At 67.7% G+C, this 20,214-nt stretch carries 20 protein-coding genes; 15 read left to right on the forward strand and 5 right to left on the reverse strand.

Annotated features, from left to right (window positions below):
* Window positions 1-32 precede the first annotated feature (32 nt).
* The 7 genes from NVS83_RS06225 to NVS83_RS06255 all read left to right on the forward strand — a co-directional run bounded on the left by NVS83_RS06225 (window position 33) and on the right by NVS83_RS06255 (window position 7,206).
* Window positions 33-1,460 (forward strand): MmgE/PrpD family protein, encoded by a 1,428-nt coding sequence (locus tag NVS83_RS06225; protein ID WP_258738560.1) that lies wholly within the window; start codon window positions 33-35, stop codon window positions 1,458-1,460.
* Window positions 1,461-1,943: 483 nt separating this feature from the next.
* On the forward strand, window positions 1,944-2,960 hold the full coding sequence (locus tag NVS83_RS06230; protein WP_258738561.1) for an ABC transporter substrate-binding protein: 1,017 nt from the start codon (window positions 1,944-1,946) through the stop codon (window positions 2,958-2,960).
* Complete coding sequence (locus NVS83_RS06235) at window positions 2,957-3,361, forward strand: RidA family protein (protein ID WP_258738562.1); 405 nt, start codon at window positions 2,957-2,959, stop codon at window positions 3,359-3,361. Before NVS83_RS06230 ends, NVS83_RS06235 begins: the two co-directional genes overlap by 4 nt.
* Complete coding sequence (locus tag NVS83_RS06240; RefSeq protein WP_258731615.1) at window positions 3,358-4,140, forward strand: ABC transporter permease; 783 nt, start codon at window positions 3,358-3,360, stop codon at window positions 4,138-4,140. The genes NVS83_RS06235 and NVS83_RS06240 overlap by 4 nt, the downstream gene beginning before the upstream one ends.
* A complete protein-coding gene (locus NVS83_RS06245; protein WP_258738563.1) occupies window positions 4,137-4,937 on the forward strand; it encodes an ABC transporter ATP-binding protein in 801 nt (266 codons plus the stop codon). Before NVS83_RS06240 ends, NVS83_RS06245 begins: the two co-directional genes overlap by 4 nt.
* A 91-nt stretch (window positions 4,938-5,028) precedes the next feature.
* The gene (locus tag NVS83_RS06250; RefSeq protein ID WP_258738564.1) at window positions 5,029-6,216 is read left to right on the forward strand and encodes an MFS transporter; all 1,188 of its coding nucleotides are present in this window, start codon (window positions 5,029-5,031) and stop codon (window positions 6,214-6,216) included.
* 87 nt (window positions 6,217-6,303) lie between these two features.
* Entirely contained in the window at window positions 6,304-7,206 is a 903-nt protein-coding gene (locus NVS83_RS06255; RefSeq protein WP_258738565.1) for an IclR family transcriptional regulator, read from the forward strand.
* A 33-nt stretch (window positions 7,207-7,239) separates the two neighbouring features.
* On the opposite strand, the gene NVS83_RS06260 is transcribed toward NVS83_RS06255, so the two are convergent.
* The gene (locus NVS83_RS06260; RefSeq protein WP_258738566.1) at window positions 7,240-7,917 is read right to left on the reverse strand and encodes an IclR family transcriptional regulator; all 678 of its coding nucleotides are present in this window, start codon (window positions 7,915-7,917) and stop codon (window positions 7,240-7,242) included.
* A 114-nt stretch (window positions 7,918-8,031) separates the two neighbouring features.
* On the opposite strand from NVS83_RS06260, the gene NVS83_RS06265 reads away from it, so the two are divergent.
* The 7 genes from NVS83_RS06265 to NVS83_RS06295 are packed head-to-tail and all read left to right on the forward strand — an operon-like array spanning window position 8,032 to window position 14,731.
* Window positions 8,032-9,009, forward strand: a complete 978-nt coding sequence (locus tag NVS83_RS06265) for a TRAP transporter substrate-binding protein (RefSeq protein WP_258738567.1) — start codon at window positions 8,032-8,034, stop codon at window positions 9,007-9,009.
* A 49-nt stretch (window positions 9,010-9,058) separates the two neighbouring features.
* Window positions 9,059-9,562, forward strand: coding sequence for a TRAP transporter small permease (locus NVS83_RS06270; RefSeq protein ID WP_258738568.1), 504 nt, complete (start codon window positions 9,059-9,061; stop codon window positions 9,560-9,562).
* Complete coding sequence (locus NVS83_RS06275) at window positions 9,559-10,854, forward strand: TRAP transporter large permease (RefSeq protein ID WP_258738569.1); 1,296 nt, start codon at window positions 9,559-9,561, stop codon at window positions 10,852-10,854. The genes NVS83_RS06270 and NVS83_RS06275 overlap by 4 nt, the downstream gene beginning before the upstream one ends.
* Window positions 10,851-11,774: an amidohydrolase family protein gene (locus tag NVS83_RS06280; protein WP_258738570.1), complete on the forward strand. Its 924-nt coding sequence runs from the start codon at window positions 10,851-10,853 to the stop codon at window positions 11,772-11,774. The genes NVS83_RS06275 and NVS83_RS06280 overlap by 4 nt, the downstream gene beginning before the upstream one ends.
* A 4-nt stretch (window positions 11,775-11,778) precedes the next feature.
* Window positions 11,779-12,858 carry an isocitrate/isopropylmalate dehydrogenase family protein gene (locus NVS83_RS06285; RefSeq protein ID WP_258738571.1) on the forward strand — a complete coding sequence of 360 codons (1,080 nt, stop codon included), beginning with the start codon at window positions 11,779-11,781 and terminating at the stop codon, window positions 12,856-12,858.
* Window positions 12,859-12,892: 34 nt separating this feature from the next.
* Entirely contained in the window at window positions 12,893-14,263 is a 1,371-nt protein-coding gene (locus NVS83_RS06290) for an NAD-dependent succinate-semialdehyde dehydrogenase (RefSeq protein ID WP_258738572.1), read from the forward strand.
* A gap of 39 nt (window positions 14,264-14,302) precedes the next feature.
* Window positions 14,303-14,731: a cupin domain-containing protein gene (locus NVS83_RS06295; protein WP_258738573.1), complete on the forward strand. Its 429-nt coding sequence runs from the start codon at window positions 14,303-14,305 to the stop codon at window positions 14,729-14,731.
* 69 nt (window positions 14,732-14,800) lie between these two features.
* On the opposite strand, the gene NVS83_RS06300 is transcribed toward NVS83_RS06295, so the two are convergent.
* The 4 genes from NVS83_RS06300 to NVS83_RS06315 form a co-directional block, all read right to left on the reverse strand.
* On the reverse strand, window positions 14,801-16,105 hold the full coding sequence (locus NVS83_RS06300; protein ID WP_258738574.1) for a TRAP transporter large permease: 1,305 nt from the start codon (window positions 16,103-16,105) through the stop codon (window positions 14,801-14,803).
* A 37-nt stretch (window positions 16,106-16,142) separates the two neighbouring features.
* On the reverse strand, window positions 16,143-16,682 hold the full coding sequence (locus tag NVS83_RS06305; RefSeq protein WP_258738575.1) for a TRAP transporter small permease subunit: 540 nt from the start codon (window positions 16,680-16,682) through the stop codon (window positions 16,143-16,145).
* 26 nt (window positions 16,683-16,708) lie between these two features.
* Complete coding sequence (locus NVS83_RS06310) at window positions 16,709-17,710, reverse strand: TRAP transporter substrate-binding protein (RefSeq protein WP_258731631.1); 1,002 nt, start codon at window positions 17,708-17,710, stop codon at window positions 16,709-16,711.
* Window positions 17,711-17,816: 106 nt separating this feature from the next.
* Entirely contained in the window at window positions 17,817-18,467 is a 651-nt protein-coding gene (locus tag NVS83_RS06315) for a helix-turn-helix domain-containing protein (RefSeq protein WP_258738576.1), read from the reverse strand.
* A 150-nt stretch (window positions 18,468-18,617) separates the two neighbouring features.
* On the opposite strand from NVS83_RS06315, the gene NVS83_RS06320 reads away from it, so the two are divergent.
* On the forward strand, window positions 18,618-20,207 hold the full coding sequence (locus tag NVS83_RS06320) for a gamma-glutamyltransferase family protein (RefSeq protein WP_258738578.1): 1,590 nt from the start codon (window positions 18,618-18,620) through the stop codon (window positions 20,205-20,207).
* Window positions 20,208-20,214: the final 7 nt, after the last annotated feature.

A 20,214-nucleotide genomic window follows, 5' to 3' on the forward strand; every position in this document is an offset into this window, starting at 1 on the left:
TGCCTGAACCAGACAACAGCGGGAAACGCCACATGACACAGCATCAGACGAACCCGGCTCAGGGGCGGCCGATCATCGAGGGCCTCACCCATCAGGTGGCCGAATTCGTCATCGACACCGACTATGCCGACGTGCCCGAGGAGGTGATCGAGCTCGGCAAGAAGTCGATCCTCGACGGCATCGGGCTCGCCCTGTCGGGATCGGTGGCGAAGAGCGGCGAATACATCCAGGCCTATCTCGCCGGCCTCGGCATCCAGCAGGGTCCCGCCACGGTGATCGGCACCTCGCTGAAGGTGCCGCCGCGCTTCGCCGCCTTCGCCAACGGCGTCGGCATCCACGCCGACGACTATGACGACACCCAGCTCGCAGTCGCCAAGGACCGCGTCTACGGGCTGCTCACGCACCCCACAGCCCCGGCGCTGCCGGCCGCGCTCGCCATGGCGGAAGCGGGCGGCCGCTCGGGCGCGGAGATGATGCTCGCCTACCATCTCGGCGTGGAGGTGGAGTGCAAGATCGCCGAGGCGATCAACCCGCGCCATTACCAGCACGGGTTCCACGCGACCGCGACCTGCGGCACCTATGCGGCCGCGGCGGCCGCCTCCAAGCTGAAGGGGCTCTCCGCCGAGCAGGTCGTGCGGGCGCTGGGCTGCGCGGGCAGCCAGTCGGCCGGCCTTCGCGAGAATTTCGGCACCATGATGAAGCCGTTCCACGCCGGGCGCTCGTCCGAAAGCGGCGTGGTGGCGGCGGACTTCGCCGAGCTGGGGTGGACCACCACCGACAAGATCCTGGAGGCGCCGCGCGGCTTCTTCCAGGCGGCGGGCGGCGGCTACGATCCCGACGCCATCGTCGGCAAGCTCGGGCGGCCCTGGACGTTCGCCTTCCCCGGCGTCTCCATCAAGCCGCATCCCTCGGGCTCGCTCACCCATCCGGGCATGACCGAGATGCTGCGCCTCATCCACGAGCACGCCATCAAGGCGGAGGATGTCGAACGCGTCGATGTCGGCACCAACCAGAACATGCCGAACGCTCTGATCCATCATCGTCCGAAGAACGAGCTGCAGGCCAAGTTCTCCATGGAATTCTGCATGGCGATCCTGCTGCTCGACGGACGCGGCAGCCTGCCCGAGTTCACCGACGAGACGGTCGAGCGCCCGGACGTGAAGGCGATGATCGAGCGGGTCAACTTCCACGTCCATCCGGAGGCGGAAGCGGCCGGCTACGACAAGATGACGACCATCATCGACATCCACATGAAGGACGGGCGCACCCTCTCGGGCCGCGCGGATTTCGGCAAGGGAAGCCCGGCGAATCCGATGAGCTATGACGAATGCGCCGACAAGTTCCGCGGTTGCGCGGAGTTCGCGCGCTGGGACGGCGCCAAGACCGAGGCGATCGTCGAGATGGTCCGCCGTCTCGACGACGTGGCGGATATCCGCGAGCTGACCCGGCTCTGCGCCTGACATCGGGCTGGATAATGTGGAACGGGCGCCCTCGCGGCGCCCGTTTCATTTGGCGGGTCCATATGCCGTTATCCGGCAGGCACGCCGATGCGAGCATGGCTTGAGGCGACGTCACCAAGGCTCCCGGCGGCCGATGGCCGTCGACGCCGCTTCGCCGTTGCCGACCCGCCCGACGCCATCCAACCCAATTTCATCCCTCGTTTCGGGCGCATCGCTCTCTCCAATGGTCACCGCGACGTCGGCGGCGGGGCACGCCATCGCCTCCCGTGCGCGCCGCGGCGCGGTCTCTCCATGAGATAGAACCGCCGTCGAACGCATCATGATTTCATATAATTAAATTAATCCGCTCGCATTATTAGGCACTGCGCTCAAATATTGTTCACAACGACAATTCATTTTGACATGAAATCGCGCAGATATAGGCTTTTCGCCAACGATCTTCCCCGCGACCCGCTATTTTACAATATTAAATAAGGAGGCATGATGCAGTTCGCTCCTCCCCGCTCAACCCGCCGCCAGTTCGCCGCCCTTTGCGGGGCCGCGATGATCGCCGCTTCGACGCTTGCCATGGTTCAGAACGCCTCCGCCGACCCTGCCCTCTCGCTTCGGCTCAACTGGAAGATGAAGGGCGAGTTCGCGCCCTTCATCGTCGCGGCCGAGAAGGGGTTCTTCAAGGATGAGGGCCTCGACCTCGACGTGAAGGAAGGCAGCGGCGCCACGCTCGCCATCCAGTCGGTGGCGACCGGCAAGGACGCCTTCGCCTATGTTCCCTCGGTCCAGCTCATCCAGGCGGTGAACAAGGGCGTGCCGATCAAGGCCGTCGCCACCGTGTCCAAGGTGGATTCCATGGGCTTCGTGGCCCGGCCGGGCGTGACACTGGCGACGCCGAAGGACCTTGAAGGCAAGAAGGTGGAGATCGCCGCCTCCTCGACCTTCCACAACATCTGGGACGCCTTCGCAAAGAAGAACGGCATCGACGCGAGCAAGGTGGATGTGGTGAGCGTCAATCCGGGCGCGCGCTTCGGCCTGCTGCTCTCCGGCAAGGTCGACATCCTCGCCGACATCTTCATCACCAACGAGCTGCCGGTGCTCGCCTCCCAGACACCCGAGAAGCTCCAGAGCCTCGCGGTCGGCGATTTCGGCTTCCCGATCATCGGCTACACGCTCATCACCACGAACGAGATGATCGAGAAGCATCCCGACGAGGTGAAGAAGTTCGTCGCCGCCGCGCGCAAGGGCTTCGAGTTCACCCGGGAGCATCCCGAGGAGGCCGCCAAGATTGCCTCCGCCGCCTATCCCGCCCAGCTTCCGGACGGCCCCACGCGCGGCCAGGTGGACGCGCTCGATAGCTTCCTCTCCCGGGGCAGCCCGAAGGCGCTGTTCGTGGGCAGCGACGAGGGCTGGCAGAACACCCTCGACATCCTCGCGGCGGCCGGCGTCATCGACGAGAAGAAGGCGCCGTCCGACTACTACACCAACGCGTTCGTCTCCGAAAAATGACCGACATACTGAGATCCTTCGAGGTCGCCGGCATCCCGCCGGCGACCGGGCCCTGGGCCCGGGCGGTGGAGTGGAACGGCCTGATCTTCCTTTCCGGCCTGCGCGGGCTGGAGTTCGAGACCGGCGCGCCCGCCGCCACGCTGGAGCGCCGCCTCGAACTCATCCACACTCACCTCGCCCTGACCCTCGAGCAGCACGGCAGCGACCTCGCCTCCGTCATCGCTTCGCGCGCCTATGTCACCGACATGGCCGGCCTGCGTCCGGCAGTGAACGGCTTCTATGAGCGCGCCTTCGGGCCGAACCTGCCTACCCGCACCATCCTCGAGGTCTCCGGCCTGAACCAGGACGACGACGTCGAGATCGAATTCGTGGCGGTGCGCCGCCGGCCGGCCGCCCCATGAAGGCGGCCACGCTCGGCACCGTCCTGCCGCCCCTCGCCGCCCTGCTGGTGCTGGTCGCGCTGTGGCAGGCGAGCACGGACGTGTTCGCGATTCCGGACTACATCCTGCCGTCCCCACTCGCGATCGCCGAGGCGGTGGTCGCCAACTGGCCGCTGCTGCTGAAGCAGAGCTGGGCGACCTTCGTGGAATCGATGCTAGGCTTCGGCCTCGGCATCGTCGTCGGCATCCCGCTCGCGGTGCTCATCGCCTGCTCGCCGGCCGCCGAGAAGACCTTCTATCCGCTACTGGTGGCGAGCCAGTCGGTGCCCAAGGTGGCGCTCGCGCCGATCTTCGTGGTGTGGTTCGGCTTCGGCCTGTTGCCCAAGGTGCTCATCGCCTTCTCCATCGCCTTCTTCCCGGTGGTGGTGAACACGGTGGTGGGGCTCCAGCGCACCCCGCCGGACATGATCCGGCTGATGCGCGCGCTCGGCAGCTCGCCGCTCGAGACCTTCTGGCGGGTGCGCATTCCCATGGCCTCGCCCTTCATCTTCGCCGGCATCAAGATCTCGTCCGCCTTCGCCGTGGTGGGCGCGATCGTGGGCGAGTTCATCGCCGCGGAGCAGGGGCTCGGCTACCTGCAGCTCGTCGCCAACAACAACCTGCAGATCCCGCTGCTCTTCGCCTGCCTGCTCATGCTCTCGGTGCTCGGCGCGGTGATCTACTATCTCGTCGTGCTGGTCGAGCGGCTCATCCTGCCCGCGCCGCTGCGCGCCCTGCAGAACGGGGAGCCCGGCCAATGACACACGCGAGGGAAGCCAGCACCACACCCCGCGGCACGGCGATCTCCATCCGCGACGTCGGCATGGAGTTCTCGCGACGGGGACAGAGCGTCACCGCGCTCGACGGCGTCTCGCTCGACATCGCCGCCGGCACCTTCTGCTCGGTGCTGGGGCCGAGCGGCTGCGGCAAGAGCACCCTTCTTTCCCTCGTCTCCGGCCTCGCCAGGCCAACGCGCGGCGAGGTGCGGGTGGACGGGCGCCCGCTTGCCGGGCCCTATCACGACGTCGGCATCGTCTTCCAGAGCGACGTGCTCCTGCCGTGGATGACCATCCTCGACAACATCCTGCTCCCGGCCAGGGTCAAGAAGCAGGACATGGGCGCGGCCAGGGCCCGAGGTCTCAGGCTGCTGGAGAATGTCGGGCTCATCGACTTTCGCGACCACTATCCCAGCGAGCTGTCCGGCGGGATGCGCCAGCGCGCCTCGATCTGCCGGGCGCTGCTGACGGAGCCTTCGGTGCTGCTGATGGACGAGCCGTTCGGCGCGCTCGACGCGCTGACGCGCGAGAAGATGCAGCTCGACCTCAACCGGATCTGGGCCGAGGACGCCAAGACCGTGATGTTCATCACCCACGACATCGAGGAAGCCGTCGCGCTGGCCGACCAGGTCATCGTCATGGGGCCGCGCCCCGGCAAGGTCATCCGGCGATACGAGATCGACTTCGCCCAGCCGCGGACCCTCGGCATACGCCGCGAGCCCCGCTTTCAGGATATCGTCGACGACATCCGAAACGTCTTCCATTCCGCCGGCGTGCTCTGATAGCCCATCCCTTCGCACCGTCGGCACCTGCCCGAACGCCGCCACCGGGCGCCGCTACACGATGCGCCGCCCCCACACCCGGACCCCCGTCATGGATGACCAGCCGTCCGCCGTTCCCGCACGCACCATCTGGCTGATGGCGGCGACGGCCGGCATCGTCGTCGCCAACAACTATTACAACCAGCCCCTGCTCAACGACCTTGCCGGGACCTTCGCGGTCACCGACGACGCCGCTTCGTGGATCTCCAGCCTGACGCAGACGGGCTATGCGCTCGGCCTGCTCTTAATCCTGCCGCTGGGCGACCAGGTGGACCGGCGCAAGCTGATCTCGGTCATGCTGGTGCTCTCGGCCGCCATGCTGCTGCTGTTCAGCCAGGCGCGTAATTTCCCGCTTCTGCTCGCCGCCGGGTTCTCGATCGGCCTGACCAGCATCGTGCCGCAGATCCTGCCGCCCATCGTCAGCCAGATCGTGCCGCCCTCCTCCGCGCCGCAGGCGGTAGGGCACGTCATGGGCGGGCTGCTGCTCGGCATCGTGCTGTCGCGCTTCGTGGGCGGATGGCTCGGCGCGCTGATCGGCTGGCGGCTGGTCTTCGCGCTGGCGGCGCTGGTGATGCTCGCCCTCATGGTGGTGCTGCGCCGGGCGCTGCCCGCCCTCAAGCCGGCCCATGGCGGCTCCTATCTGAGCCTGCTCTCGAGCCTGCCGAAGCTGCTGCACCGCTACGCGCGGCTGCGCTCGCTGTCGCTGGCCGCGGCGCTCCAGTTCGGCGCCTTCAGCCTGTTCTGGTCCACCCTCACCTTCCACCTCGCCGCCATGCCGGGCCACTATTCGTCGAAGATGGCGGGCTCCTTCGCCCTCGTCGGGGCCATCGGCGTGATCGGCGCCATGTCGGCGGCGCGGATCACCAAGCGCTTCTCGCTGCGGACGGTGCTGGTGCTGAGCGGCGCGCTGATGGCGGCGGCCTTCCCGCTGTTCGCTGCCGCGCACGAATCCCTGTTCTGGATGGTCCCTGCGGTGGTCATCCTCGATCTCGGCATGCAGATGAGCCACGTCTCCAGCATGGCGAACATACTGGTCCTCGACCGCGACGCGGCGAGCCGGCTCAACACGGTCTATATGGTGACCCGCTTCGCCGGCGGCGCGCTGGGCACCGTGATCGGCGGTCTCGCCTGGGCCCATGGCGGGTGGCTCGCGGTGTGCGCGGCGGGCGGGCTGCTCTGCCTTGTCGCCCTCGTCGTCAACGGGCGCACCGGCGTTGCACCGGCGGCTGGGGGAAACTAGAGACGTGACACGGCGAATGTGACACGGCGGACGTGGCACGGGTAGACGTGGCACGTGCCACCGTCGCGAGCTGGAGAGATCGTGCCCATGCCGAGCCGGCCTTCCTCTCATGCCGCCCGGGAGCCGCGCATCGAGCCGTCCGACGTGACGAGCGAGATGGCGCAGGTGGTCGTCCAGGACAGCGTGCCCGCCCACGGGCCGGCCACGGCCCCCGGCGCACCCCGCGAGAAGGACGATGCGAGCGTCACCATCCAGTCGGTGGACCGGGCGCTCTCCATCCTCGAATACATCGCCTCCGCACGCGAGCCGCGCCGGCTGCAGGATGTGGCGGCAGCGGTCGGCCTGAAGGTGCCGACCTGCTACCACCTGCTCAACTCGCTGGTGAAGCGCGACTTCGTGCGGCGCAACGCGCACCCGAAATTCTACTATCTCGGCCCTAAGCTCGCCGAGCTCGCCCATCGCGAGAGCGCCGCCTTCGACATCCGGCGCGGCGTGCGCGGCGTGCTCAAGGACCTCGCGCGCGACAGCCAAGCGAGCGCGGCCATGGCGAGCCTCACGCGTACCCATCTCGAGCTCTCGGTAGAGGTGGAGGCGCCCGGCGGGCTGTCCTTCGACGGCTATCGCGACGACATCCGGCGCGCCTGCCATGCGACCGCGCTCGGCAAGGCGATCCTCGCCTGGCTGCCGGAGGCGGAGATCGCCCGCGTGGTGGCCGAGCACGGGCTGCCGGTCTTCACCGAGCGGACCATCGATTCCCTCGGCGAGCTGATCGAGAGCCTGCGGCTGGTGCGCCGGCACGGATTTGCGGTCGAGGACGGCGAATACCGGCCCGGGGTGAGCGCGCTGGCGCTCGCGATCCGCGACCCGTGGGGCGCCGTGGTCGGCTCCATCGGCTGCCTCATTCCGCGCGACTCGGACGAGATGGCGCGGCTGCGCGATCTGCACCGGCAGGTCGACGCCGCCGCCAGATCCGTCTCGGCCATGTTCTAGGATCGGGGCGCGGCCTCGCCGGCCAGAGCCGCATCAGTCGATCTTGGCGCCAAGTTCTCTCGCGTAATTCTCCAGTATGGGAACCGCCCGGGTGCGGATTTCCTCGGTGAAGCGCGCGTTGAGCCCGGAGATTGTCAGCGCGCCCCGGAAATGGCCCGACGTCGAGAAGACCGGCGTCGAGATCGAGGCGATGTTGGGGTTGCGCGTCGCGTCCAGGCTGACCGTGCCGTGCGCGTTGAAGACGGACAGGTCCGGCAGCTCCTCGCCGGTGTTCCGGCGCAGCACGAGACCCGATGCCCCGGTTCCCAGCCGCAGGCGCACGCCCTCCTCCACCCCGTATTTCTCGAGGCTCGGGCTGTTCTCGCGGAACAGGCAGACCCGGTCGTTTCCCGCCCGCACGAAGTAGGAGGCGGTCTCGCCCGTGGCGTCGACGAGGCGGCGCAGGACGGGGCGGATCAGCTCGGCGGAATCGAACTCCTGGCGGAAGATAAGGCCGAGATGCCAGACACTTGCGCCGATCGAGAAGCGGCCTTCGGCGTCGCGGTCGATGAAGCCGTAGATCGCCATCGAGCGGGTGAGGCGGAGGATCGTGCTCTTGTGCAGGCCGGTCTCGGCGGCCAGCTCGGCGAGCGACATCTTCGGCCTGCGGATTCCGAACGCCGACAGGATGGACAGGGCCCTCTCCACCGACTCGGTGCGCAGCGCTCCCATGCGTTCTCCCAGGTGAAACGGGCCTGTTCTGCGATTGCCACGAACTTGGTCGTTTGTCTAGAAAACGGGCGAACATCATCAAGAATTCTAATCTTACTCCTGGGAGGAGACAGGATGACTTTGCTCACGTCCAAGTTCCTTGCGCCGATTGCCGTGACTTGCCTGCTGGCACTGCCGGCGCACGCCGCAACCGTCAATTTCACGCTGGGCACCGAGAACAACAGCTCGGATTTCAGCGTCCAGGCGATGCAGCACTGGAAGAAGCTGCTGGCCGACCGGTCGAACGGCGAGCTGCAGATGACCATCGTCGACGGCGGCGCGCTCGGCTCGGGCGTCGAGGTGCTCCAGCAGCTGTCCAACGACGAGATCCAGGTCAGCATCTCGGGGCCGACCCTCGTCCATTCGATGGCCAAGCCCTACCAGTGCATGGAGGCGGAGTTCGTCTATGACGACGCCGACCATGGCTACCGCGTGTGGACCGGCAAGCTCGGCAAGGAGCTGTCGGACTACATGACCAAGAACTACGACATCACCATCAGCGGTGTCGGCTATCGCGGCGCGCGCGTGGTGACGGCGAACAAGCCGATCCGCGAGCCCTCGGACCTGCAGGGCCTGAAGATCCGCGTGACCAACCCGCTGCGCAGCAAGGTGTTCGCCGCGTTCGGCGCGCTGCCCGGCCCGCTGCCCTATTCCGAGCTCTACGGCGCGCTGCGCCAGGGCGTGTTCGACTCGCAGGAGAACCCGATCTCCGCGATCTTCGCCCAGAAGTTCTACGAAGTGCAGAAGACGGTCGACCTGACCGACCACGTCCAGAGCTACTACATCGTCACCACCAACACCGAATTCCTGGACGGGCTGAGCGACGAGCAGCGCAAGATCTTCAACGAGACCGCGGCCGAGACGATGACCTGGCTGAACGCGCTCGTGAAGAAGCAGGAAGGCGAGCTGCTCGACGAGATCAAGAAGGCGGGCGTCGAGGTCGTGAAATCCGACGTCCCCGCCTTCAAGAAGATCGCCGAGCCGATCGTGCAGGACTTCGCGGCCAAGAACTGCCGTCCCGGCATTCTCGACGACATCGCTGCCGCCAAGTGATGTCGGGGACGCGCGCCGGGGAGGCGCGCGTCGCCCCAGGGAGACACCCATGAAACTTCTCAACGCCGTGGATCGCCTGGTCCAGGTGGTCGCCTTCGCCATGTTCGCCGGCATGTTCGTGCTGACGCTGGCGCAGGTGCTGTTCCGCTATTTCCTGCAGATCCCGGTTCCCTGGACCGAGGAAGCCGCGCGCGCCCTGTTCGCCCTGTCGGTGCTGAGCGGCATCACGCTCGCCTACCGCCAGCGCGAGCACGTCATGGTCGACTTCCTGTTCGCGCAGTTCAGCCCGGCGATGAAGCGCGTCTTCTCGATCGCCTTCGCCCTGTCGATCCTGTTCTTCCTCGCGCTGTGGGCGAGCGGCGCGGTCCACATGGCCGAGCGCAACTGGTCGATCACGCTGATCACGATCGGCTGGTTCCGCATCAGCTATTACTACCTGTGGGAGCTGGCGATGATCACGCTGCTGGCCGTCTACGTGCTCATCGACCTCAAGAACCTCGTCACGGGCCAGACCGTCAGCCTCCAGGACGGCGAACAGGAGATCGACCTGTGATCCTGTTCACCCTCGTCGTCGTCCTCTTCCTCGTCCTGCTGATGATCGGCTACCCGGTCGGCTTCGCCGCCGGCCTGTCCTCCTTCATCGGCGCCGGCCTCGTCTTCGGCGGGCTGTTCGACATCCGCGCCAGCGCGATGATCGCGCGCCTCGCGCTCAGCAGCATGGACAGCTTCCTGCTGCTCGCCATTCCCTTCTTCATCCTCGCCGGGCGGCTGATGAACTTCGGCGGCATCACCGAGCGCATGTTCGCGTTCGTGGCGCTGCTGGTCCGTCCGATCCGCGGCGGCCTCGGCCATGCCAACGTGATGGCGAGCGTGATCTTCGCCGGCATGTCCGGCTCGGCGACGGCCGATGCGGTCGGCCTCGGCCAGATCGAGATGAAGGCCATGCTGAGCCAGGGCTACCAGCGCGAGTTCAGCGCCGGCGTCACGGCCGCCTCGTCCCTGATCGGCCCGATCCTGCCGCCCTCGATCGCGCTCGTCGCCTATTCGGTGCAGGCGGAAGTCTCGGTCGAGCGCATGTTCTTCGCCGCGATCGTGCCGGCGCTGATGATGGCGGTGGCCTATATGGGCTACGTCGCCTGGCGCGCCCGCAAGGACGGGATGCCCATCGGCACCCGCGCCACGATGGCCGAGATCTGGCCGGCGTTCCGCGTCGCGATCCTGCCGATCCTGACGCCGTTCATCATCATGGGCGGCATCTACACCGGCATCTTCACCCCGACCGAAGCCGCCGCCGTCGCCGCGCTCTATGCCCTGTGCCTCGGCCTGTTCGTCTACCGCGCCTACGGCCCCACGCGGCTGGCGCGCGAGCTGATGGGCACGTTGATCGACACCGCGGTCATCATGGTCATCATCATCTTCACCTCGGCCTTCGGGGTGGTGATGATCCGGGCCGGCATTCCCGGCGCGCTGGCCGAGTTCTTCGCCAGCCTGACCAGCAACGCGACCGTGCTGCTGTTCCTGATGGTCGTCCTGTGGATGGTCGTCGGCTGCTTCATGGCGCAAACCCCGGCGATCCTGATCCTGACGCCGATCCTGATGCCGATCATCAAGAGCTACGGCATCGACCCGATCCAGTTCGGCATCCTGATGACGCTGACCCTGACGCTGGGGCTGCTGACGCCGCCCGTGGGCATGGTGCTCTACGCCCTGACACGCGTCACCGGGCTCAGCTTCCGCGAACTGGTCAGGGTGTCGGTCCCCTATGTCTGGCTGACGCTCGGCGTGATCGTGATCCTGATCCTGCTGCCGGGCCTCATCACCTTCCTGCCGGATCTGCTGCTATGACCGCCCTGTCCCTCCCTCCCGGGACGTGGGACACCCATGTCCACGTCTTCGAGCCCGACCGCTTCCCCTATGCGGCGGTGCGCAGCTACACGCCGGGCACCGCCTCGCTGGAGACGTTGCAGGAGCGCCACCGGCAGTGGGGCGTCGCCCATGCCGTGCTGGTCCAGCCGAGCGTCTACGGCGCCGACAATGCCTGCCTCATCGACGCGCTGCGGCGGCTCGGGCCCTCGGCCCGGGGCGTGGCGGTCGCCGACGTCGCGACGCTCGACGACAACCGGCTCGCCGAGTTCGCCGGCGCCGGGATCCGCGGCTTCCGCGTCAACCTGATGGCGGGAAGCGCGCTCGATGCGGACGAGGCGTTCTTCGGCATGGCCGGACGCCTGCGTGGCACCGGCCTGTTCCTGCAGCTCTACGCGCCGCTCGCGACCATCCTCGCCCGCGCCTCGACCCTCGAGAAAGCCGGCATCCCGGTGGTGCTGGACCATTTCGCCGGGGCCGGCGCGGAAGACGATGCGCGCAGCATGGAGCAGCTCGCCGCGCTCGCCGGTTCCGCGCCGATCTGGATCAAGCTTTCCGCCGACTACCGCATCGGCCAGTCCTCGGAGGCGCCGGAGACGCGCGCGCTTGATCTCATCCGCCGGTTCGAGGCGATGGTGCCGGACCGGCTGATCTGGGGCTCGGACTGGCCCCACACCGGCGGCGGCGCGGCGCGCAAGGCGCGGGGGCCCGACGACATCGAGCCCTTCCGCAAGGTCTACGCGCTCTCGGTGCCCCAGCTCATGGCCGATGCCGGGCTCGACGCGGAGGCCCGCCACCGGATCCTCGTCGACAACCCCACGACGCTCTTCGGGGCGGCTCCCCATTCTCCCCCTCTCGCGCAGCATGCGGCTTCTGTCTCCGGGACAGGCCAAAGGAACTGATGGCATGAAGATCGCCCTTCTTCCCGGCGACGGGATCGGCCCCGAAATCACCGCCGCCACCCGTCTGGTCATGGAGGCCGCGGACCGGCAGCACCGGATCGGCTTCGACTTCGAGGAAATCGACATCGGCTTCGCGGCGCTGAAGGCGCACGGCTCGACCCTGCCCGACAGCGCCTTCGAGGCGGCGCGGGCGGCGGACGGGCTGATCCTCGGGCCGGTCTCCCATCTCGACTATCCCCCGCGCGACAAGGGCGGGCTGAACCCCTCCGGCGAGCTGCGCAAGCGGCTCGACCTGTTCGCCAACATCCGCCCCGCCGTCACCCGGCCCGAGCTGCCCTCGGCGACGGGCGCCAGCTTCGACATGGTGATCTATCGCGAGAACACGGAAGGCTTCTACGCCGACCGCTGCATGTATGCCGGCCCGGGCGAGCTCCAGGTCACGGCCGACGTGACCCTGTCGATGCGGCGCATCACGCGGCAGGCCTCGCTGCGGATCGCCGAGGCGGCGTTCGAGGGCGCCCGCGCGCGCCGCAAGCACGTCACCGCCGTGCACAAGCAGAACGTCCTCAAGATCACGGACGGCCTGTTCCTCGGCTGCTGCCGCGAAGTCGCCGCGCGCTATCCCGACGTCGCCTATGACGAACTGATCATCGACGCGGCCTGCGCCCATCTCGTGCGCCGGCCCGAGGCCTTCGACGTGATCGTCACCACCAACATGTTCGGCGACATCCTGTCCGACCTCGCCTCCGAATTGTCGGGCAGCCTCGGCCTCGCCGCCTCGGTCAATGCCGGCGAGACCATCGCGATGGCGCAGGCGCAGCACGGCTCGGCCCCGGACATCGCCGGGCAGGGCATCGCCAACCCGTCCTCGCTGATCGGCTCGGCCGGGATGCTGCTCGAATGGCTCGGCCTGCACCGCCAGCGCCCCGAGCTCTCGGCGGCGGGCCGCTCGATCCTGACCGCGCTGGACATGGCGCTGAAAGATCCCTCGACCCGGACCCGCGACCTCGGCGGGCAGCTCGGAACGCAGGCCTTCGCGCAGGCGGTAGCCGACCGGGTCGGCTCCACCGTCCCCAGCCACTGAGTGGCGACCTTACGGAATCTTCTGGAGACCACCGATGATCAAGTCGATCAATCCGGCGACCGGCGACGTTATTGACAGCTTCGAGGCGCACAGCGCGGGCGAGGTCGATGCGATCCTCGCGGCGGCCGATCGTGCGCAGCGCTCCTGGCGCCGGGTGCCGATCGAGAAGCGGGTCCTGCTGCTCACCGAGATGGCCAAGGTGCTGCGCGCGAACAAGGAGGCCTACGCCCGCCTCATCACCGAGGAGATCGGCAAGCCGATCACCGAGTCGCGCGGCGAGATCGAGAAGTGCGCCGTCACCTGCGATTTCTACGCCTCCCACGCGCAGGGCTTCCTCGCCGACGAGACGATCGAGTCCAACGCGACGGAATCGGGCGTGGTGTTCGACCCGCTCGGCGTGGTGCTCGCCATCATGCCGTGGAACTACCCGTTCTGGCAGTTCGTGCGCTTCGCCGCCCCGGCCCTCGCCGCCGGCAACGGGGCGATCCTGAAGCACGCCAACAACGTGCCGCGCAGCGCGCTCGCGATCGAGGCGATGATGCGCGAGGCGGGCTGCCCCGACGGGCTGATGCGCACGCTGCTGGTCGAAGCCTCGGAGGTCGCGGGCATCATCGCCGACGACCGGATCGCGGCGGTGACGCTGACCGGCTCCACCGAGGTCGGCGCCATCGTCGCCTCGCAGGCGGGCAAGGCGCTCAAGAAGCAGGTGCTCGAGCTGGGAGGGTCCGACCCGTTCATCGTGCTGCCCGACGCCGACATCGCGACGGCGGCCGCCACCGCGGTCAAGGCGCGCTTCGTCAATGTCGGCCAGTCCTGCGTCAACGCCAAGCGCTTCATCGTCCATGAGGACGTCGCGGACGCGTTCAACGAGGCCTTCATCGCGGGCATCCGTGCGCTGAAGATCGGCGATCCGATGGACGAGGCCACCCAGATCGGCCCGATGGCGCGCGCCAATCTGCGCGACGGTCTCCACGACCAGGTGACGCGCTCCATCGCCGATGGGGCGGTGCTGGTGCTCGGCGGCAAGCCGATCGAGGGTCCCGGCTGCTACTACGCGCCGACGCTGCTCGACCGGGTGACGCCCGACCACACCTCCTTCAAGGAGGAGCTCTTCGGCCCGGTCGCTTCGGTCATCCGCTTCAGCTCGACCGAGGAGGCGATCGCGCTCGCCAACGACACCGAGTTCGGCCTCGGCGCGGCGGTGTGGACCGCCGACCTCGACCTTGCCCGCCGCATGGCGCGCGAGATCGACGCCGGCGCGGTGTTCATCAACGGCATGGTGGCCTCGGACGCGCGCCTGCCCTTCGGCGGCATCAAGCGGTCGGGCTACGGGCGCGAGCTCGGCAGCTACGGCATCCGCGAGTTCACCAACATCAAGACCGTCTGGATCGGCCCGGCCAAGTGAGCCCGGCGAACTGAACCCCGCGACGTGAAGGAGACTTCCATGTCCGACAAGAGCGCCGCCATCCTGCGGCCCGACCAGCTTCCGGTGAACGACCGCGGCAATGGCGCCCGGACCATCCCGCTGGTGACCCGCACCTGCGGCTCGACCAGCCTGATCAACGGCATCACCGCCTTCGATCCGGGCGCGAAGATCGGCCTGCACTTCCACAATTGCGAGGAGAGCGTGATGATCCTCGAGGGCGAGGCGATCGCCGAGATCGACGGCGAGCGCATCCCGCTCAAGACCGGGGACACGACCTGGATCCCGGCCAACGTGCCCCACCGCTTCCTCAACGAGAGCGATGGGCCGATGCGCATCTTCTGGACCTACGCCACGGTGGACGCCACGCGCACCATGGTCGAGAGCGGCGTCGAGCAGTCGATCGACGAGGAGCACGAGAAGGCGAAGCGGGCACGCTCGGCGAGCTAGCGCACGGAGGCGAGACCTCCGCGCTTGCGTCAGCAAGGATTCGTCTAGCCGGGCGGCGTTCCCGCCCGGCTAGAACAGCCGTCCCGGCAGCCACAGCACCAAGCCGGGAAAGACCGCCAGCAGGGCGCCGACCAGGCAGGTGATGACGAAGAAGGGGAAGGCCGCGGCGGAGAGCCGCGACAGCCCGATGCCCGTCATCCCCTGCAGCACGAACAGGTTGAAGCCGATGGGCGGGGTGAGCTGGCCGAGCTCGGCCATCACCACCAGGAACACCCCGAACCAGATCGGGTCGTAGCCGGCTGCGACCACCAGAGGCAGCACGATCGGCACGCTCATCACCATCATCGACACGCCGTCCAGCGCGCAGCCGAGCGCGACATAGACGAGGCCGAGCACCAGGATCAGCGCGAACGGGTGCAGGTGCAGGCTCGAAATGGCGGTCGAGACGTCCTGCGGCACATGCATGTAGCCCATCGCCGCCGACATGAAGCTCGCCGCGGCCATCAGCGAGAGCAGCATGGACGAGGTCTTGACCGTGTTCATCAGTGCGGTCGCGAAGATGCGCAGCGTGAGCTGCCGGCTTGCGAGCGTCATCACCACGGTGGCGAGGAGGCCCATCACCGCCGATTCCGACGGCGTGGCGACGCCCGTATAGATGCTGCCAAGGACCACGACGATCAGCAGCACGATGGGGCCGAGGTCGCGCAGCGCGGCAAACCGGTCCCTCCAGTCCACCCGCTGCGCTCCCGGCGCGAGCGACGGGTTCAAAAGGCAGCGCAGCATGATGTAGCCGCTGTAGGAGAGCGCGAGGATCGCGCCGGGAATGACGCCGGCGGCGAACATCTTGGCGATCGAGACCTCGGCCAGCACGCCGTAGATGATCATGTTGATCGACGGCGGGATCATCAGGCCGAAGGTGCCCGCCCCGGCGAGCGAGCCGAGCGCGAGGTTCTGGTCGTAGCCGCGCTGGCGCAGCTCGCCGACCGTGATCTTGGCGATCGTCGCCGTGGTGGCGACGCTCGAGCCGCAGATGGCCGCGAACAGGGTGCAGCCGCCGATATTGGCGTGGATCAGCCGGCCGGGAATGCGGTCGACCCAGGGCGACAGGCCCCGGAACAGCCGGCTCGCCATATCGGTATGGAAGATGATGTCCCCCATCAGGATGAACAGGGGAATGGCCGAGAGCTCCCAGGCCGACGCGCTGCGCCACATGACCTGGGACATGATGGCGCCGACGCGGCCGAGATCCATGCCCACGGTCACGACGAGCCCCACCACGCTGAGCAGCAGGAAGCTCGCAAACAGCCACAGGCCCGCCCCGAGCAGGAAGAACAGCAGCAGGAAGACCGTCAGCGCGCTGGCATAGATGTCCATGGGATTCTCTTGGATTGGCGGCGGCGGGCCAACGGCCTCACCCCACCGCCGTCTCGTCCTGCTCCTCGGCGAGGACGGGCTCGCGCCCGCTCGCCACGCCGAGGCCGTAGGCGAACACCTGGAACCAGAAGATTGCCAGACCGGCCAGCATGGTGCCGGTCGGGATCCATTGCGGGATGCCCGACATGGTGCCGCTGGTGTAACCGCGGCTGTACTGGCGGGAGACATTGCCCCAGAAGTGCCAGATCAGCAGGCCGAGCACCGCGAGCGTGGCCGCCACGCAGACGAGCTCGACGAGCACCCGCAGGCGGGGTGTCCGGTCGATCCGCCCCAGCAGCAGGTTGACGCGCAGGATGCCGCCCTCGGCGAAGGTGTAGCCGAGCGGCAGGAAGCCGGTCGCCGCCACGAGGTAGCCGACCAGTTCGTCGCTCATGAAGGTCGAGGTCGCGAAGAAGGTGCGCAGCACGATCTCCAGCAGGATGACGGCGGCAATCAGCACGATGCCGATCGCCGCCGCCACGCCACCGGCGATCGAGAGAGCGCGGGCGAGCCGGCGCAGGACGTCGATCAGCCACATCGGGTCAGGTTCCGTGCGCGGCGCGGTCAGTTCGCCTTCATGGCCGCGGTGGCGAAGTCGAACACCATGTCCGCCTGCGGCCCGAAGCGCTTCTTCCAGGCGTCGATGGCGGGAGCCGCCGATTCCTTGAGGTACGCCTTGAACTCCGGCGTGATCTCGCCGACCGTCACGCCCAGCTCCTTCATCTTCTGGAGGTTGTCAGCGACGGTCTTGCGCGACAGCGCCCAGCCGTATTTCTCCGCCTCGCCGGCCGCCACCAGCAGCACGGTCTGCATCTCCGGCGGCAGGTCGTCGAACGCCTTCTGGTTCACGTGGACCATCTCGACGCCGACGGTGAAGCCGACCGGGGTGAAGGCCGTCAGCCCCGCTTCCGGGAACTTGGCCGAGAGCCCGCCATCGTCGGAGGTCAGCACGCCGTTGATGGCGCCGGTCGAGATCGCGGGAAGCGTGTCGGCCCAGGAGAGCTGGATGGCGTCGGCGCCAGCCTTCTTCATCGTCTGCACCGCCGCGAGATCGACCACGCGCACCCGGAAACCTTCGAGATCGGCCTTGGAAACGATCGGCTTCTTGGCCCAGAAGCCCTGCGGCGTCCACGGCATGGTGAACAGCAGGAACTGCCCATTGGCCTGCATGGCGTGGTTGTAGAGCGGCCGCAGCGCGCTATCGAGATTCTCCGCCTCGTCGAGCGTGGTCTGCAGGAAGGGCAGCGACTGAAGCTCGAAGATCGGATAGATGCCGTTCATACGGTTGAAGGGCGTGCTGGCGATCATCAGCGCGCCGTCCTCCACCGCCGTGTAGTGGTCCGCGGCCTTGAAGCCCAGCGCGCCGCCATAATGGATGGTGATGTCGAACTCGCCCTTGGAGAGCTCCTTCACCTTGTCGGCGAAATAGGCGTTGACCCGGCCCGGCAGCGAAGCGGGGGCGTACTCCGTCGACAGGTCCCATTTGACCGGAGCGGCCCACGCCGCCGAAGCGAACATCGACGCCGAGACCGCCATTCCCAGGACGGCACCACGAATTGCACGCATGAAAGTCCTCCGCTGACCGATAGCGCGGCCAGCGTAGGCTGTGTTTCCAATTCGCGCAAATATTTCTTTTGAGCGAAAATTATTCGCGATGCTGGAAAAAGCGGCATCACTCCGCCCGGACCACCGTGAGGCGGCCGGAAGAGAAGAACTCGCTGACGTCCTGCTGCTGATGGGCGCGGGGGTCGTAGCACACCGACACCATCTTCGCCGGCTCCTCGCTCGACGAGCAGCACATATGACCCATGCTGCTGTCGAAATAGACGCTGTCGCCGCGCTTCAGCTTCACCGGAGCATAGAACTCGCTGTAGAAATCGATCTCGCCGTCGAGAACGAGGATGAATTCCTCACCGTCATGCCGGTTCCAATCCTCGAAATCATCCGGCGTGCGCGCGAGCACCGTCATGATGAGGGGGATCATCTCCTTGCGGGAAAGCTCGGTCGAGTGGGTCTCGTAGATATACTGGCTGCAGCGGAACACGGTGCCTTCATTGGCGCGCGTGACGGCCCGGCGGCCCGGCGCGAAGGTCTTGTGATCCGGGTTGATGATCTCCTCGATCGGGATGTCGAGGCCGTCGCAGATCCGCTTCAGCGTGTAGTAGGAGACCGATACGAGCTCGTTCTCGATCTTGGACAGGGTCGAGCTGGCGACGCCGGTGCGGGCGCTGACGGCCGCGAGCGTCATCCCCTTTTCGCTGCGCCACTCGCGCAGCCGGGCGCCGATGGCGTTGTCGGATGACGGTCTTTTTGATTGCGACATGCTTCCCCTCCCCGCAGGCGCGCTGTTCGATCCCGCCCGCGTTGATGTAGTCGGTCGGCGTCCAATGCCAATACGCGCCTTTCAGATTGACGGGGATCATCTACTATTTTAGCGAAATGGCCAGTTTTTGTCGCATAGGAAACAACTGCGTTGCGTGACTTCCACCGCCCCGGTCGAAGCGAGGTCATGGCGACATCCGCCATGGCGGCCACCTCCATGCCCGCGGCGAGCCTGGTCGCGATCGAGACCCTGAAGGCGGGAGGCAACGCGGCCGACGCGGCCGTCGCTGCGGCCGCCGTGCTCGCGGTCATCGAGCCGCAGTCGACAGGCATCGGCGGAGACTGCTTCTGCCTCTACGCACCGGCGGGCGGCGAGGTTGTCGCCCTGAACGGGGCGGGCCGCGCACCCGGTGCCGCGACGATCGACTATTTCGAGGCGCACGGCATCGACCGCCTCGACGAGGAATCCGCCCATGCCGTGACCGTGCCCGGCGCGGTTTCCGCCTGGGAAAAGCTGCTCGAGACTCACGGCACGATGGGCTTCGACGAGGTGCTCGCCCCAGCGATCCGCATGGCCGAGGACGGGTCTCCCGTCCACGCCCGGGTGGCCAGCGACTGGACCGAGATGGCGGAGAAGCTGGCGCGCAATGGAGCGCACGCGCTGCTCCCCGGCGGCATCGCTCCCGCCACCGGCGATGTCGTCCGCAATCCGGCGCTGGCGGCGAGCCTGCGGGCGATCGCGAAAGGAGGCGCGGCCGCCTTCTACGAGGGAGCGATCGCCGACGACATGGTGGCGACGCTACGCGCCCGAGGGGGCCTGCACACGCCGGAGGACTTCCATGACGGCCGGTACGCGGCGGCGTTCGTCGCGCCGATCTCGCTCGCCTGGAACGGCTACCGGGCCTGGGAATGCCCGCCGCCCGGCGTCGGCCTCACCGCCCTGACCATGCTCGGAATCCTCGAGCGCCGGGGCGTGGCGGAAGGCGGCCCGCTGGACCCGCTTCGCCTCCATCGCGTCGCCGAGGCGGCCAAGCTCGCCTTCCGGGACCGCGACGCCCTGATAGGCGACGATCCCGCGCAGCCCGTCCCGGTCGCAGAGCTTACAAGCGACGCGCATCTCGATGCGCTGGCGGCGATGATGGACGACGCCTCGGTACTGCCGTCCCCGCCCTTCGAGGCGGAACTGCCGCTGCACCGCGACACCGCCTACCTCGCCGTCACCGACCGCGACGGCAACTGGTGCAGCTTCATCAACTCGCTGTTCGACGATTTCGGCGGGGGCCTCTACGCGGAACGCTCGGGCGTCGTGTTCCACAATCGCGGCGCGGGTTTCCGGGTCGAGCGCGGCCATCCGAACTGCATCGGCCCGCGCAAGCGGCCCATGCACACCATCATTCCCGGGTTGCTCACCGAAGGCGGCGTGCCGATGATGGCGTTCGGCGTGACGGGCGGGCATTTCCAGCCCACCGGCCAGAGCCTGCTGCTGGGCAATGTGTTCGACTACGGGCTCGACCTTCAGGCCGCGCTCGATCTGCCCCGCGTGTTCGCCCATGAGGGCCTGCTCAAGCTCGAGCGGGGCATTCCCGACGAGGTCGCGCGGGCGCTCGCCGCCAAGGGGCATCGGCTGTCCTACCCGGCGCGCCCGCATGGCGGCGGCCAGGCTATCCGGCTCGACCGGGCGCGCGGCGTACTGATCGGCGCCTCGGATCCGCGGCGCGACGGTGCGGCTATAGGATATTAGAAACAAA

This window comes from Ancylobacter mangrovi (genome assembly GCF_024752335.1).
GTDB classification, from domain to species: Bacteria; Pseudomonadota; Alphaproteobacteria; order Rhizobiales; family Xanthobacteraceae; genus Ancylobacter; species Ancylobacter mangrovi.